Source organism: Bartonella sp. AR 15-3 (genome assembly GCF_002022445.1).
Taxonomy (GTDB): Bacteria; Pseudomonadota; Alphaproteobacteria; order Rhizobiales; family Rhizobiaceae; genus Bartonella.
Genome location: NZ_MUYE01000001.1, coordinates 1,513,356 through 1,530,934 on the forward strand (window position 1 = coordinate 1,513,356; position 17,579 = coordinate 1,530,934).

Sequence of the window (17,579 nt, forward strand, 5' to 3'; positions counted from 1 at the left end):
TGAGAAAATATAATTAGAAAACAGATGTGATCTTTTATCCTAACATTGATTATTTCAATAATTTTAAGATGGCATATTCTAAATTTGAGTGCATGTTTTTTATATTATAAAAATGTATTAAGTTGTGTTAGTTTTATATAAGTATATTCTTATTTTAATTGATCAAATGCTATTATTTCAGTCTGACGGATGTAGAGACTGGTGTGGAAGAAAGTATTTTATGTAAATGCGTCATAAAGGCAGCTGCAAAAAGCGGCGTGACTAAATTAAGGATAGGAATAGAAACAAAAAACGCTATCAATAAGCCTGCACAAAAAACAGTGGTATGGTGGGTATGTAAAAAAGCATGAGCTTCTTGTTTAGATCGAAAACGATAAGCAGCAAATACGAAATATTCATGGCCAAAGAGATATCCATTAATTATATAAAAGGCAATTAAATTAATATTCGGTATAAAAAACAAGAAAAAAGCAATTCCATTTCCGAAAAGGCTTAAAATAAGAAATTTAAAAGCAAAAATAAAAGAATATCCACATGACATAGCTTGTCCAGTAGACTCATTGGGATAATCCTCTTTTTCAATAATTGCAGCGGCGTTATCAATAAAAAAACTGCCAATCATTGCTGCGATTGGAGCAATAAAAAAGGCTATCAATAAAGACAAACCAAGGTTAAAAATAATAAGTATGCTTAACTCTATCCAGTTTTCCCAATTAGTTAATCCAGAAGAAAAATGAGCAATCCAAAGCCAAAAGTAGGACATAAACAACTGGTATGTACATAACCATATAATAACAAGGATGATAAAAGTGAGCCCTAATACTTTCCATATCATTGAGCGATATTGCTGAGTGAAAAGACGTTGTAGAGCATAATAAGCAGCTGTAAAAATCATGAGCAATAAGTAAGAGATGAAGAATAAAAAACAAGAGATAGAGTGAAAAGTATTTTATATATGATATTTATTGCGTAAATTATATCTTTAGGATCAATTATTTTCATTTAGAATAAGATTTTATCTGTTATTCATGAAATGAGAGTAAGAGAAGAAAAAAATGATACAATAACACTTGCTAATTTCTCAGCTATTTTTTGTTTGCTCATATATGGCCAATGTTCGACGTTGTCTTTGCTAACGAAAAAAATTTCATTTGTATCAGAACCCATGATGTTTGTACCGTCCGCATGAAGAGAAACGTCATTTGCAAGAATGAAGTTTGCCCCTTTTTGAATACATTTTTTTTGTGCATTAGCAATGATATCGCATGTCTCAGCAGCGAAGCCAATCACAAGTGGGGGACGATTTGTAGCATGACCGATTGTAGCCAGAATATCAGGATTTTCAACCATTTGCAGAGAAAATGGTGTTTTGTTGGATTCCTTTTTTATTTTTTGTAAAGATTGTGTTTGGCTGCGCCAGTCACAAACAGCAGCAACAAAAATAGCACCATCAGCAGGGAGTGTTTCTTGTACGGCTTGTAACATTTGGCAAGCTGTTTTCACGTGAATAGTTTTTACTCCTTCTGGATCCATAAGATCAACAGGTCCACAAATAAGCGTCACGGTTGCACCTAAGTTAGCTAAGGCTATTGCAATGGCATGTCCTTGTTTACCTGATGAGCGATTAGCTAAATAACGTACTGGATCTATTGGTTCATGAGTAGGCCCGGAAGTTACAGTGAAGTAACGACCAGAAAGTGGTTTTTTTTGTGCACCTAAAAGCGCTTCTGTTGAAGCTACGATGGTTAGAGGCTCACTCATACGTCCACAACCTCTTTCGTTTTGTTCAGCCATTTCACCCACTTCTGGTCCTACTATGTGAACTCCATCCTCACGCAATTTTGCAATGTTACGAATAGTTGCTGGATGTGTCCACATAGTTTGATTCATTGCAGGGGCAATCAAAAGTGGACAACGTGCTGCTAAAATGGTGCAATTGGCTAAATCATCTGCTATTCCAGTAGCTATTTTTGCAATACGATTCGCAGTGGCTGGAGCTACAATAATTAAATCTGCCTGACGCGCTAATCGGATATGAGCGACGTCTTGTTCTTCTTCACGTGAAAATAAATCGTTATATACATTACCACCATTGAGAACTTCAGCGGATAGAGGGGTAATAAATTTTTGAGCTGCTCTTGTCATAACAATGTTTAAATGAGCTCCACGTTCTCGCAAACGGCGAATCAGATCAAGCGCTTTATATGCGGCAATACTTCCGCCAATAATAAGAAGAATCGATTTTGATTTTAATGATTGTTGTTCAGTAGCACTTGCTTGTCGTGGTGATATAATAGATGTCTCTGCGAGATTATTTAATAGGTGAAAAATTTCTTCTTCTATAGAAATATTCTTTTGTGCAGCGCGTATACGTAGAAATTCTTGAATCTCAAGTGATACATTTCGAAGGGTAATATTGGCCATAATATATCTCCGAGATATTAAAATGATAGCAATAATTTCATTAATTGTGTTTCCTTTAATATATTGCGTAAGTTAGAAAGAAGGAAAAAGAAAAAAAGTGACAAGAAGCAAACAAGAAGCAATAATGAATAAGCTATAGCGGCCATAACGGTTAGTGCGACTTTGTTCAAAAGCAAGTTGTTTAAGCGTAGCAGGAGAAAGATAAAGTCCTGTCTTTGTCATTTTACTTAATCCTTCTTCTATCTGTTGGAAATTTTGTATCAATTGTGGAGTTTGACGTACGAGTGAAAGCAATGCTTGTGTTCCTTCACTCAAATCTTTTACAAGTCCAACCGGTCCCAGGTTTTTGCTAATCCATTCTTTGACAATTGGTTCAGAGGCTTTCCACATGTTAAAATCTTGATCTAATGAGCGTGCTACTCCTTCAACAACAACCATGGTTTTTTGCAATAATAAAAGTTCAGGTCGCGTTTTCATATCAAATAGTTCAGTGACTTCGAATAAGAGTGTAAGCAATTTGGCCATAGAAATACTTTGTGCAGATTGTCCGTGAATAGGCTCACCAATAGCTCGGTTAGCTTGAGCAAAACTCTCCATATTATGATGTGATGGGACATAGCCTGCTTCAAAATGGGCGTGTGCTACACGATGATAATCGCGAGTAATAAAACCATAAAGAATTTCAGCAAGAAAATGCTTTTCTTTTTTTCCAAGCCGTCCTGTAATTCCTAAGTCAACTGCAACAATACATCCTTGTGGATCAACAAATAAATTACCAGGATGCATATCAGCATGAAAAAAGCCATCTCGTAAAGTATGACGGAGAAAGGATTGAATGAGCGTAATGGCTAAAGCTTTTAAATCAAAACCAGCTTTTTTAAGTGCTGGAATATCAGACATTTTTATGCCATCGATCCATTCCATTGTTAAAACATTTCTTCCTGTTCGTTCCCAATCAATTTTAGGTACCCGAAAACCTGCATCATATTGGATGTTTTCAGCCATTTCTGATATAGCGGCAGCTTCTAAGCGCAAATCCATTTCAATTTGTGTTGTTTGTGCCAAAGTATCAACAACACGCACAGGACATAAACGTCGGGAGGCAGGTATATAACGTTCTTGTAAATGGGCAATGAGATAAAAGCCTTTAAGGTCTTTTGCAAAACGATTTCTAATATTAGGACGGATAACTTTAACAGCGCATTTTTTTTTGTGACCTACTTTATCATAGTATTCAGCTGGATGAACTTGGGCAATAGAAGCGGCTGCAATAGGTGGGTGAAAATCTGTGAATAAATCATTAATAGATTGGCCAAGAGAATTTTCTATTTGAATAATTGCATCAGTACAGGGGAAAGTTTGAACACGATCTTGGAGTTGAGCTAAGTCCTCTGCGATATCGCGTCCGACAATATCTGGCCGAGTAGCAAGAAATTGACCAAGTTTGACGTAAGACGGGCCAAGTTTATTGATAGCATATGATATATTTTCAGATCGGTGCTTTTTTTTCGTTTTGCGGCGCGCTAAGGCGCTCGCTATACGGTGGTATACTGCTGGAAATCCTTGAAGGTCATCGCAAGGGAGAGCGCTAATAACTCCTTCTCGCGTAAAGATAAACAATGCACGTAGTAGTTGAAAATAGGTAGAAATTTGCACCATTTTTTAAGTCTTCCAACCTGAATGCAGTGTTGCAATAGCACCTGTAAGATTGCGATATGATACCGAGGAAAAACCTGCTTTTCTAATCATATGGGCAAAGTCATTTTGTTTAGGAAATTTACGAATTGATTCAACCAAATAACGATATGCATCACGGTCACCTGTAATGAATTGACCCAGTTTTGGAATAGCATGGAAAGACCAAAGGTCATAAATTTTATCAAGTAGAGGCATTTCAACATTTGAAAATTCTAAACATAAAAAATGTCCACCTGGTTTTAAAACACGAAAAGCTTCTCTGAGAGCTTTATCAATATGTGGTATATTACGAATTCCAAAGGCGATAGTATAAGCATCAAAACTTTGATCCTCGAAAGGCAAAAGTTCTGCATTGGCTTCAATGAAGTCAATAAGGGAAGCAAGATTATTTTTTTGTGCACGTTTTTTACCAATGCTTAGCATTGAGCCATTAATATCAAGGATTGTAACATGAGCTTTTTTACGTGAGGCATTGAGAATACGAAAAGCAATATCACCGGTACCACCAGCTACATCAAGAGCTTTCCAGTTAGAAATGGCTGGGGGAGACAGCCATGCTACCATGGAATTTTTCCATATACGATGGAGTCCAAGAGATAAGATATCATTCATTTTGTCATAGTTTTCAGCGACAGAATGAAATACATTATCAACCATAGATTGTTTTTGCATTTCGTCAACTTTTGTGAAGCCAAAAGAATGTTCCATGCCTCCTTCGACTCCTATGCGTTCTGTTTCCGCTGCCATAATACATGACCTTTCTTATTTTTCTTTTATTGTAAACGACATGTGGAAAAAGTACCCAAATACGAAAAAATAACAGATAAAATCATAATGTTTATATACAGTTTAAGATAAAAAAGTGCTTTTAGATATCCAGATTAGCAACACTTAAAGCATTATCTTGGATAAAAGAGCGCCGTGGTTCAACTTCATCACCCATTAAGCGAGAAAAGAGTGAATCTGCATCAGTTGCGTCATTAATTTTAACTTGTAAAAGAGTCCGTGCATCAGGATCAAGGGTCGTTTCCCACAATTGGTCGGCATTCATTTCTCCAAGACCTTTATAACGCTGTAAAGTCAAACCTTTTTTGCCATTTTTAAAAATACTTTCTAATAAACCAATAGGTCCAAAAATGCGCTCTGACTTATCTTTGCGATGCAAAAGAGGAGGGAAACTATAGACTTCTATGAGATTTTGAGCAATACGATCAATTTGACGCGCATCCGATGAATTTATAAGCCCTGCATCGAGCGTGATAATTTCTTTAACACCACGCAAAATACGCTCAAAATACAGTCCTCCTTCTGGTGTACAGATACCCTTCCAACCACGCTCCATATCATCAGCAATTAAATCCAGGCGATTTGCTACATTGTCTGCTATTTCTTGAGCTTTTTCTGGTGTCGTAAAGGCTTCAAAGCTAAAAATACCAGCAATTGCTGCCTGCTCAACAATATTACGATCATAGCGTGTGTGAAGACCATTCAGAAGTTGGCGTAACATACGAGCATCTTCAGCAAGTTTACGCAAATCAGTGCCGGCAAAAATTTCACCTGTTGAAAGTTCTAATGTTGTTTCCTCTAATCCACTATCAATTAAAAATTCTTCGAATGCTGCTTCATTTTTTATATATTGAGAAAATTTACCACGTGATACTTTATAAAGAGGTGGTTGGGCAATATACAAATATCCGCGTTCAATTAATTCAGGCATTTGCCTAAAAAAGAAGGTGAGAAGTAAGGTACGAATATGTGCTCCGTCAACGTCTGCATCTGTCATAATAATAATTTTATGATAACGTACCTTATCTGGTGAAAATTCGTCTTTTCCAATCGAAGTACCAAGAGCGGTGATGAGTGTTCCGATCATTTCAGATGAGAGCATTCGGTCGAAACGTGCTCGTTCGACGTTAAGAATTTTACCACGCAAGGGCAAAATTGCTTGATTTTGACGTGAACGCCCACTTTTAGCGGATCCACCGGCTGAATCTCCCTCAACAATAAAGATTTCTGATTTTGTAGGATCACGTTCCTGACAATCAGCAAGTTTTCCTGGTAAAGAAGTGATATCGAGAGCTCCTTTACGTCGTGTAAGTTCGCGTGCTTTACGGGCCGCTTCACGGACTGCTGCAGCTTCTACTACTTTACTAATAAGAATTTTTGCTTCATTAGGATGTTCTTCTAGCCACGCTGAAAGACCTTCATTTACCAAATTTTCAACAATAGGGCGCACCTCTGAAGAAACCAATTTATCTTTTGTCTGAGAGGAAAATTTTGGATCAGGTACTTTAACAGAAAGAATAGCTGTTAAGCCTTCACGACAATCATCACCGGTTAAACTAACTTTTTCTTTTTTAGCAATCCCTGAGGATTCTGCATAACCATTAATTTGACGTGTTAAAGCGCTACGAAAACCTGCTAAATGAGTTCCTCCATCTCGTTGTGGAATGTTATTAGTAAAACACAATACTTTTTCGTGGTAGGAATCATTCCACCATAAAGCAACGTCTACACTCATGCCATCTTTTTCGTTTGTGATATAAATAGGATTATCAATGAGAGCTTTTTTTGATTGATCTATATATTTGACAAATTCAATTAATCCACCTTCATAATGCAATTCTACTGATTGAACATCTGCACGACGTTGATCAGTAAGAAGAATGTGTATGCCCGAATTTAAAAAAGCTAATTCCCGTAGACGACGTTCTAAAGTTTCGAAATTAAATTCAACCATTGTAAAGGTTTCAGAACTTGGTAAAAAAGTTATTTCTGTCCCGCTTTCTGAATCGCAATTACCAATAATTTTTAATGCGGAATCGGCGACTCCATGGGTAAACGACATTTCATGAATTTTGCCATCACGCTTAATGCGTAACCGCAACCAAACAGAAAGTGCATTAACCACAGAGACACCAACACCATGCAATCCCCAGAAACTTTGTAAGAGTTTTGATCAAATTTTCCACCAGCATGAAGTTGCGTCATAATGACTTCAGCGGCTGAAACACCCTCAGTTGGATGAATATCTGTTGGAATTCCACGTCCATTATCATGAACAGAACAGGATCCATCAGCGTGAAGCGTGACATTTACAAGAGTAGCGTAGCCGGCTAAAGCTTCATCAATAGCGTTATCTACAACTTCATAAACCATATGGTGCAGGCCTGAACCATCATCGGTATCACCAATATACATGCCAGGACGTTTGCGCACAGCGTCAAGACCTTTAAGCACTTTAATGGAAGATGCACCATAGTCACCACACATTGGCGAAGTTGTTTCATCACTCATAGGTCAATCCATTTCTGTATTTAATTTCAATATTTCATCAATTTTTTGTGCGCTTGGATATTTTAGCTGGTTATTTATCGAATAACAATATTAGATGTTTATCGTATATCAAATCTATATTCAACATGTGTCATGTCTAGAATAGATATAAAGGTTTTTTCGTATTGAAATGGTGATGTTTTGTCGATACGTATTGCACGATATCATAAAATGATGAGGAAAAAAGACCTTTATTGTAACAAAGTGAAGGGTTACCTTGGTTATATTTTATAGCTTTAAAATAAGATTTACGTTCCTTAAAAGGAAGTTATTGCCTTACTGTTTTAAATTGATCGTGTCTAGAAATGGTATTTACAAAATTAAGGTATCATTTTTACATAAAAGTCACAATAGTTACAAGGAAAACTGGAATAAAGCCAATACTACTATAGAAATTTATTCTGCACTAAAAGAACTCTTGTTTTCCATATTTTTATCTACAAAAAGCACGCTATAAAGCCCATATTATAGATATTCTAAAAATACATGGAAACTATTAAATTTTTTAATAATTGTGAGGAATATGAAATACTTTAACCTATTTAAAATACCAACTCTTTTTAGTTGAGTTTTTAGCATTATGACAAAGAGAAAAAAGCAGTTTAGCTATGAATAATTTATGGGGAAAGATTTTAAAAATGAATATATATATTAATATGTTAAATTCTTTTATTAGAATTTTGTTTATAACGTTAATCCTTTTTTTTTCACCTTTTATACAGGCTGGGATGGGAGGAAGGCTCCCTTCTTTTTTTAATGCGCACGAACATTTGATACAGCCTGATATAGCCAATATAGCACGTTTACGTTTTGTTACAACGTTTGATTTTCCTCCTTTTAACTTTCTTGATAAAACAGGCCATCTTGCAGGTTATAATGCTGATTTATTACGTGCTATTTGCATAAAGCTGACACTTGAAAAACTGTGTGAAGTAGAAGTTGTTCCTCGGGAGGAATTGGTAAATCATCTCAACAGCGATGAAGCAGAGGCAATGATTGCTGGTTTAGAAGAAACAACGGAAATGCATCAATATTTTGCTTTTACCCAAACTTATTTGCGTTTTCCTGCACGTTTTGTATCATATAAATCTTTGAATCTTAATGACCTGATAAATAATAAACTTGAGTATTTAAAGAGTGGATTTTTGATTAATAGTGCATATGAAAAACTATTTCATAGTTATTTTCCTAAAGCTAAATGGCAAGGGTTTAATGATAGAAAAATGCTCTATAAAGCATTACAGGATCATGAAATTGATCTTATTTTTGATGATGGGCTGGCTTTGTCTTTATGGATAAATGATCCGCAATCAATAGATTGTTGTCTTTTTGTTGGTGAAGCTTACATAGCTCCACAATTTTTAGGAGCAGGAATGCGAATCGCTGTTGCAAAAAAGAATGCAGAATTAGTTGATATTCTTAATTATGCTCTAAAATCTTTGGAGCGTGATGGAAAGCTTACAGAGCTTTATTTACGTTATTTTCCAGTTAGTTTTTATTAATTCAAAAACTCATTAAGTGATAGTTACAAGTCTTTCATTGTTTAACCGATAGGAAATGGCTTCTGCAAGGTGATGGCGTGCAAGGTGCTGTGCTTGATCAAGATCAGCAATAGTACGTGCGACTTTGAGAATACGATGATAAGCACGTGCGGAAAGGTGCATCTTTTCGCTAACATCGCGTAGTAATGTAGCTGCATTTTGATCGGGAATAGCAATTTGTTCAATGATTTTTGCAGGACAGTCGCTATTAGTGCGGATGTGGGGAAGATCAAGTGTTGCAAAACGTTCAGCTTGAATAGAACGCGCTTGTGCGACTCGTTTTGCGACCTTATAACTTTCTTCTGATTGTTTTTGTTGCATGAGATCCATAGCTGTTAAAGCAGGAACTTCAATACGTAAGTCAATGCGATCAAGTAGAGGACCAGAAATACGGGATTGGTAATCAATTTGGCACCGTATACCTTTGGAACAAACATAGCCTTTTTCACCAGCCATACCACATCGACAAGGATTCATTGCAGCGATGAGTTGAATACGAGCAGGATAGCTTATATGATGATTGGCACGGGCAATAACACATTCTCCGCTCTCTAAAGGTTGACGAAGAGAATCAAGAACTTGAGGAGAAAATTCAGGAAATTCATCTAGAAATAAAACACCGTTATGAGCAAGTGATACTTCTCCTGGTCGTCCTTTGAGCCCACCACCGATCATTGCCGCCATAGAGGCAGAATGATGTGGGGAACGAAAGGGACAATGGCGTGATATAGCATTATGTGTTGTTTCTCCTGTAATAGAAGAAATGAGAGCGACATCTAAAAGCTCACGGCTATCAAGAGGTGGTAAAATGGAGGGTAAGCATTGGGCTAACATGGATTTACCTGCACCAGGAGGACCTACGAATAGAAGATTATGCCGTCCAGCTGCACAAACTTCCAATGCCCGTTTTGCAGATTGTTGTCCTTTAATCTCACATAGATCTGGTAATTCGGTTAATGTGGTATATTGACGTGGTTGTGGTCTTTTTTGAATCTGTGTTCCTTTAAAATGGTTGATTATAGTAAGAAGAGTTTCAGGAGCAAGGATATCCATTTCTGCATTTGCCCATGCTGCTTCGGGACCACATTTGTGAGGGCAAATTAACCCTTTATCAAGCGATAATGCCGTCATTGCAGTAGGTAAAACACCATTAACAGAGTTAATAGATCCATCAAGTGATAATTCACCTAAAATGATGTATTTTTGACCTATCTCGGAAGGGAGAAGATTCATAGCAAGCATTAAGCCTATGGCAATGGGAAGGTCATAATGTGAACCTTCTTTGGGTAAATCAGCTGGTGCAAGATTAACAGTAACTCGTTTGTTTGGCATAGAAAGTCCGCAAGCATGAAGAGCTGCTTGTATCCGTTCACGGCTTTCTGCGACTGCTTTGTCGGCTAATCCAACAATAGCCATTCCTATTTTACCAGAGGAAATCATAACCTGTACATCAACAGGAATTGCTTCTAAACCACGAAAAGCAACCGTTGTAATATGCGCGACCATTATTTTTTCCCCCCTTCTTTTATTTGAAAGACACAATCATATCTATGTATAAAAATCAAGAAGTGCTTCTACACGCTTTTTAATGAAGTTATATAGAAAGATTTGATAGCACTGTAATGGAGGACCATTTGTATAAATTTAACTATAATAATATATGCTTCAATAAAGTATTTAAAATCAATTAAATGAATGTATTAAAAACATAAAAATATAACACTACACAAAGCCTTGTTTCACAGTTCTTGAAAATCTTGTGAATACGAAGAAAAAAGGGAAAAGAGCTATGAAATAACATATTTAAGAAAAGTATATTACTTAATGTAATTAAAGGGGTGAAGAATTTAAATAAAAAACAATGTTTATCATTCTTTAGTCGATTTTATTTATAAGAAAAAACGTTAAAATGTTTGTTAAGGGTACCTAATTTGGTAATATGTCAGACAAGAATTTCGCTGAAATTAATAACCGCATATAGCGTAGTGGTAGCCTTATGCCTAATTTTTACTTTTACACGGTCAGTTGTAGCATTTGAGCTTTTTGGTTTTCATTTATTTGGAAAAAAAAATTCAGCTTCTTTTCCATATGGAATAAATAGTGCAGAAAAATCTTATACAATTAAGGTAGTTGCTCCACCGGAGGCTTCATCAGAAGGGATTAAAATAGCTAAAGCTGCGTCTTCTCTTGTTTCTGATCAAGGTAAAACAGTAGCAAATTCATCTGGTTTGTTAGCTAAAGCCCGTTCAGATTATCGGACGATACTTGCAGCTCTCTATGCTGATGGACGTTATGGTGGTATCATTAGTATTAAAATTAATGGTTTAGAAGTTTCTGACTTAAGCCCTTTGGCTCAATTACCTGCCCAGTCGAGTATTATCATTACAATTGATGCTGGTCCACAATATGTTTTTAATGTTGCGAATTTCAATAAAGATTTTTCTCTTGAAAAGTATAAAATAGGTGAAATTCTTTCAGTGGAAAATTTAGGTTATAAGGTTGGTGCTGTTGCAAAATCTGAGACTGTTCTTAAAGCAGAACGGTGGTTAATAGAAAGATGGCGCCAACAAGGTTATGCTAAGGCAAATATTGTGAATCGTGATATGGTTGCTGATCATGCAGCGCGCTTTGTTGATGCGCAGATTACAGTTAATCCTGGAAAAAAGGCTTATTACGGCTCTTTAAATGTGCGTAATGTGAGTGAACAACCACGTATGGATTCAGCCTATATTGCATGGATGACAGGATTAAAATTAGGTCAACAATATAATCCTGATGCGTTGATCAAAGCAAATAAACGGCTTGCACGACTTGATGTTTTTCGTGCAGTGACTTTGCGTGAGGCTGAAACAATTAGTTCCGATGGTCATTTACCACTGACACTTACTTTAGAAGAACGTAAACCACGACGTTTTGGCATTGGTGGTAGCTATTCAACATTAGATGGTGCAGGGCTTGAAGCCTATTGGATGCACAATAACCTTTTTGGGCAGGCAGAACACCTTAAAATTGAGACTAAAATAAGTGATATTGGTAGTAGAAAAGAAGAATCTTATCATCCGAAAAATTTTGATTATCTTTTGGGAGCGACATTCATTAAGCCTGGCATCATTACTCCTGATACGGATTTTGCGGCAGAACTGAAAGGAGAACAAGATGTTTTAGATAATTATACTACGACAGCTCTCAAAGCGCAGTTAGGGATTACGCATATCTTTAATGATAAGTTATCAGGGCGAGTTGCTTTAGCTACTTTTAATGGTTATTCACGTGATGATTATTTTGGGAACCGTCATTTCACTACAATTGGATTATTGAGTGGTATGATTTATGATGGCCGTAATAGTACAGTTAATGCAACAAAAGGCCTATATGGTGAAGCAGTTCTTGAATCGCTTTATGAAATGCGTTTTGATAGTTTTGTGACAAAAATGACAATAGAAGGTCGGTCTTATTGGGCGTTTGATGTAAAAGATCATTTTATTTTTTCAACACGAGTAAAGTTTGGTACGATTATTGGAGGTAATATAGCTGAATTGCCTTCAGGTACTCTTTTTTTTGCTGGTGGTGGTGGATCTGTTAGAGGTTATGCTTATCGCAATATTGGCATAAAAACAGAAAATGATACTATTATTGGTGGGCGTTCTATTGTTGAAGGGTCAGCTGAATTACGCTTTTTCTTTAACAATAAAATAGGATTTGTGAGTTTTATTGATGGCGGTTTTGTAGGGGAAAAAACGCATTTTAATTTTTCACAACAAATGAAATGGGGAATGGGTATTGGAGGTCGTTATATGACTGGTTTTGGCCCTTTTCGGTTTGATGTAGCTTTTCCTTTTAAGCGAGAGAAAGGTGATCCTCGTGTTGGTTTTTATGTGGGTATAGGACAAGCGTTCTAATGAAAAAAATGTGGTATTTGAGGTTTTTTTTATTTGGATTTTCTCTTTTGATGATAAGCTTTTTTTTACTTGTTCAGAGAGGAAATTCATTCACTGGAGAAGAAATAAGAAATGATCGTTCATGGCTTGTCTCTTTTATTGAACGTAAAATTTCAGCACCTAATCGACAAATTCGTTTGCATAACGTCCAGGGAGTATTATCTTCACAGGCCTCTATTGATACAATTACTATAAGTGATAACAAAGGTATTTGGCTTAAAATTAACAACGCTAAGGTCGATTGGAATCGTTTAGCTTTGTTGCGAGGACATGTTGAAATTAATCAACTTTCAGCAGAAAAAATTATATTTTTACGCCAACCACAAAACTCATCCTCAATTTATTTTTTTGAAGCTGATCAGTTTTCTATACCCAAATTGCCTATGGCAATTTTTGTTAATACATTAATGGTTGATTGCCTGACTTTTGAAAAGGACATTTTTGGCTTTGCTTCTGATGTATCATTAAAAGGGCATTTAACCTTAGATAATAATGAGCTGGATACCAATATAGAGTTTCAACGTTTAGATGAATTAGGTTATTTTTCTATCTTGACAAAAATATCCAAGGACGATCGTACAGCTACAATTGATATTATTGCTGACGAACCGCAAAATGGTATTATGGCTAATATTCTTGATCTTGAAAAGCGTCCTGCATTAAACCTCTCAATTAAAGGTAATGGAACTTTTGATGATTTGGTTATTATGATTAACTTAAAAGCTAATCAGCAACCTATTGTAGAGGGCAATTTTATTCTTGCAGGAGTTCTAGAAGGTTATAGTCTTATAACGAATTTAGAAGGAATAATCGGTTTTTTAATGCCTGCTCAATCTCAATATCGTAGTTTCTTTGAATCTAATGTTGCTTTAAAAGCAAAAGCAACGGTGACAAACGAAGGTGCAATGCAGCTTAATCATATGACTATTCAAGGAGATGCAATTGATGTTGTAGCTAATGCTGAAATAGCGAATGATGGATTTTTACGACGTCTTTTTATTGATGGCAAAATAGCTTTTGATAAAGAAAAATCATCAGCTCCCTTACCACAATTAGAGACACGAACACGCCTAGATAATCTTGCTTTAACAGTTGATTATGGCCGTAAAGGACAACAAACTTGGAAAGGACGGCTTGCCATACATCATTTGAGCAATGACAATGTTCATATTCGTGATGCCGTTTTTGATATGGGGGGTGTGAGTGAAAATCTTGATAATTTAGTTTCTCGTCATGTAGGTATTCAGATTAATGGTACTCTTCAGGGAGTTACAAAGATTAAGGATGGTTTTTCAGAAGATCTAAATCAACCGATTTATATGCATCTTGATACGGATATTTTTTCTGGAAAACCAATGTCAATCCATAATTTTAGTATTACAGCTCAGGATTTTTCTATTTGGTTAAAAGGACAAATGGATTCTTTCATTTTTAAAGGCGATCTTAGCGTAAAAGCGCGGACATTAGCACCTTTGGGTTTGTTGAATGGGCAGTCATTTTCTGGTAGTGCGGATATTAAAGCAAAAGGAAATTTTAATTTAATTAAAGGTACTTTTGATCTTAAATTTTTAGGCATAACTGACAATGCTACAATAGGAAGGGGAGCAATTGATCATTTATTAAAGGGAGAGCTTTTTCTTTCAGGTGATATTGCGCGGAATGCAATAGGTTTAATTGTAAACGATTTCCATTTAAAAAATCAGTTTGCCAATATAAAAGCTGATGGCTATTTTGGCAGAGAAAGTGCTAAAATGGATTTTTCTGCCCAAATATCTAATCTTACTCTGTTAGATCCAAAAATGGAGGGCTCTGCTACAATTAAAGGTGCAGCTAGAGGACATAATAGTCTTATAACAATCAGTACAAAGGCTCAAATTGTTGAAGCTTTTTTGGTTGGGAAAAAGCTTCAAAATACAATATTCAATGTTAATGCGCTTATGGATAATACATCACCAGTTGACTCCTATTTAACGGGCTTTATAGAGGGAAAGGGGACTTTTGCTGAGAAACCATTAGAGCTATCCGCTGCTTTTAACAATACCGCCCATATCTGGAAACTTCAGGATATAAATATTAAAGGGGGTAGTGCGCGTATAACCGGTGATATTGCTCAAACGTTTGAACGTTTTTTAAAAGGAAATTTGCATATTGATGCGGACGATATTTCAATTCTTTCTGCATTATTTTTGCAAAAAGGGAGTGGGAAAGTGAAAGGAGATTTTATCTTTGATAAAGTAAATAACCAACAAATAGCAAATTTAAAAGCTGATGTTAACCATTTTATACTTGCAAAAAATGAAATAAAAAAATTGGCTATACAAGCTGATATATTTAATCCTTTTGGTGCGATACAATTTAAAGGTTCCGTTAATGCAGAACATATTCGGACACCATTCGTGATGGTAAATCATTTGAATGCTCAAGCTGTGAATAACAATGGACAAACAGTTTTTAATGTTCAGGCAGTATTGCATAATGATACGAATGCAAAGCTTTCTGGACGCGTTATAACAGAAGGGCTACCTGCAGATGTGAAACAAAAAGTGCAGCTTGAAACTATAGATTTGAAACAAGCCAGTTTGCACGCAGCGTTACTTAAACCAGTGAGCATCCTCTTCGATAAAAATGGAATAACGATGAGTAAGTTAGGAATTTCTATCAATGAAGGTGAGATCGCGCTTTCAGGCAATATTCAAGATACTCTTAGTTTGCATCTTACAATGAGTGCCGTTCCTGCCACATTAGCGAATCTTTGGAAACCAGATCTTGATGCTGCCGGGACTTTAACAGGATATATTATGGTTCATGGGAGTTTTACAAAGCCTGAGATAATTTATGATATAAGGGGTCAAGAGTTGACGATTGCTTCTTTTCAAGAAAAGAAAGTAAAGCCTTTTGCTTTTTCTGCTAAGGGTAAAACGGTTAATCAGGACCTTCTTTTATATGCTGAGCTGAGTGGAGATGGATTGCAAGCGCAAGCACAAGGAAAAGTCCCTCTAGATAAGAGCAGTTTTGATTTACATGTTAATTTAAAAAATTTTCCTGCACATTTGATCAATGGTTTTATTAAGAGACAGCTTCTTGGAGGAGAAGTGGTTGGTAAGGTTGATATTGGTGGAGATTGGAAGAGTTTGTCTACCCATTTTGATTTCTCTAGTCAAAATTTGACAGTTATGACTCATAAAGGACAAGAGTCAATTAATATGAATATCCGTGGTTTTTATAAACAATCGATATTTCATATTGAGCATATAATAGCATCAGGTGCTAAGGATTTGGATCTTTCTGTTAATGGACAAATTTCTTTGAATAATTCGAAAGTTGCATTGCGTATTAAAGGCATGATGCCTCTTGGCTTTATGAATCAATTTGTAGCTGAACGTGGTGCGCATGTAGCGGGAATAGTAAAAATAGATAGCACCATCAGTGGTGCATTGTCTCAGCCACAATTAGAAGGACACTTTTCTGTATCTAATGGTCATTTTTTGGATACACAAACAAATTTAGAATTGAATAATATAAGGTTTGAAGCCAAACTGAATGGCGATCATATAATTTTAGAGAATGCTTATGCTTCTTCATCTTATGGAGGGTCTCTTTCTGCTTCAGGCCGCATTTCTAATGATTTACAGACCAATTTAGTGATTTATCTTGATCATGCCCATTATAATGATGGATCTATGGTTTTTGCAACATTAACAGGCGAAATGACAGTAACTGGTTATTTTTTGCGTGATCTTGTTATTGGTGGAGATATCACAGTTGAAAAAGCAGAGTTTCTTATCCCTGATAATTTTAAAAATTCGGCTTTTTTAGATCTTAAACATAAGAATTTAATTGCACCGATTCAAAAAACACTTGAACGAGCTAATGTTAAAACTTATGGTCATAATCAAAATGTTTCTGAAAAGTCTTCTTCTGTTGTGCGGTTGGATGTAAAAATTAATGCACACAACAAGTTTTTTGTACGTGGTCGAGGGGTAGATGCTGAATTAGGAGGGAGTATTAATTTAAAAGGTCCTTTACAAGCTATGCGTCCGGTTGGTGAATTACAAATGATTCGCGGAAGGTTTGATATTCTTTCACAACGTCTCAATTTCGAAAAAGGACAGGCAAGCTTTAACGGTAATCTTAATCCTACTGTTTATTTTATTACCAATAATAATAATGGCGATATTCGTGTTAATGTGATAGTAAGAGGGACAATTGATAATCTTGATATTCAGTTTTCTTCACAGCCTATTTTGCCACAGGATGAAGTATTAGCACGTTTGATTTTCAATCGCTCCCTTAACGAATTATCGCCATTTCAAATTGTTCAGCTTACAGCAGCGGCAGCTGAGTTTGCTGGTGCTTCTAATACATCTTTATTGAATACTTTACGCACCCATATTGGTCTCGATGATCTTGATGTTGTTGTCGATAAAAAAGGCAACACAGGTTTACGTGTTGGACGCTATATCCATGATAATATTTACTTGGGTTTTGAAGCAGGATCCAATGGAACAACGAAAGGAACAATTAATTTGGATATTTCACGCCATCTTAAAGCTAAAGGGGCTATAGGCAGTGAAGAAAATAGGAGTTTTGGCTTGTTTTATGAAAAAGATTATTAACTTAAGAATTAGTGATAGTGATAAAG

General features: G+C 36.0%; 8 protein-coding genes and 1 pseudogene. 3 read left to right on the top strand and 6 right to left on the bottom strand.

The window, feature by feature from the left end; genetic code table 11:
- Positions 1 to 172: 172 nt before the first annotated feature.
- From BAR153v2_RS06780 to gyrB, 5 genes and pseudogenes are all read right to left on the bottom strand, one after another.
- Positions 173 to 895 carry a sulfate transporter family protein gene (locus BAR153v2_RS06780; protein WP_078680845.1) on the bottom strand — a complete coding sequence of 241 codons (723 nt, stop codon included), beginning with the start codon at positions 893 to 895 and terminating at the stop codon, positions 173 to 175.
- 131 nt (positions 896 to 1,026) lie between these two features.
- On the bottom strand, positions 1,027 to 2,424 hold the full coding sequence (gene coaBC, locus BAR153v2_RS06785) for a bifunctional phosphopantothenoylcysteine decarboxylase/phosphopantothenate--cysteine ligase CoaBC (protein ID WP_078680846.1): 1,398 nt from the start codon (positions 2,422 to 2,424) through the stop codon (positions 1,027 to 1,029).
- 72 nt (positions 2,425 to 2,496) lie between these two features.
- Entirely contained in the window at positions 2,497 to 4,083 is a 1,587-nt protein-coding gene (ubiB, locus tag BAR153v2_RS06790; protein WP_078680847.1) for a 2-polyprenylphenol 6-hydroxylase, read from the bottom strand.
- A 3-nt stretch (positions 4,084 to 4,086) separates the two neighbouring features.
- On the bottom strand, positions 4,087 to 4,869 hold the full coding sequence (gene ubiE / locus BAR153v2_RS06795) for a bifunctional demethylmenaquinone methyltransferase/2-methoxy-6-polyprenyl-1,4-benzoquinol methylase UbiE (protein WP_078680848.1): 783 nt from the start codon (positions 4,867 to 4,869) through the stop codon (positions 4,087 to 4,089).
- A 121-nt stretch (positions 4,870 to 4,990) separates the two neighbouring features.
- Positions 4,991 to 7,419: pseudogene (gyrB, locus tag BAR153v2_RS06800) on the bottom strand (DNA topoisomerase (ATP-hydrolyzing) subunit B).
- 677 nt (positions 7,420 to 8,096) lie between these two features.
- On the opposite strand from gyrB, the gene BAR153v2_RS06805 reads away from it, so the two are divergent.
- Positions 8,097 to 8,960 (top strand): transporter substrate-binding domain-containing protein, encoded by an 864-nt coding sequence (locus tag BAR153v2_RS06805; RefSeq protein WP_078680984.1) that lies wholly within the window; start codon positions 8,097 to 8,099, stop codon positions 8,958 to 8,960.
- 12 nt (positions 8,961 to 8,972) lie between these two features.
- Here BAR153v2_RS06805 and BAR153v2_RS06810 read toward each other — a convergent pair whose 3' ends face one another.
- Positions 8,973 to 10,505, bottom strand: coding sequence for a YifB family Mg chelatase-like AAA ATPase (locus BAR153v2_RS06810; protein ID WP_078680849.1), 1,533 nt, complete (start codon positions 10,503 to 10,505; stop codon positions 8,973 to 8,975).
- Between the two features lie 425 nt (positions 10,506 to 10,930).
- Here BAR153v2_RS06810 and BAR153v2_RS06815 point away from each other — a divergent pair, with 425 nt between their 5' ends.
- The gene (locus tag BAR153v2_RS06815) at positions 10,931 to 12,898 is read left to right on the top strand and encodes an autotransporter assembly complex family protein (RefSeq protein WP_078680850.1); all 1,968 of its coding nucleotides are present in this window, start codon (positions 10,931 to 10,933) and stop codon (positions 12,896 to 12,898) included.
- Positions 12,898 to 17,553: a translocation/assembly module TamB domain-containing protein gene (locus tag BAR153v2_RS06820; RefSeq protein ID WP_078680851.1), complete on the top strand. Its 4,656-nt coding sequence runs from the start codon at positions 12,898 to 12,900 to the stop codon at positions 17,551 to 17,553. The genes BAR153v2_RS06815 and BAR153v2_RS06820 overlap by 1 nt, the downstream gene beginning before the upstream one ends.
- Positions 17,554 to 17,579 lie beyond the last annotated feature (26 nt).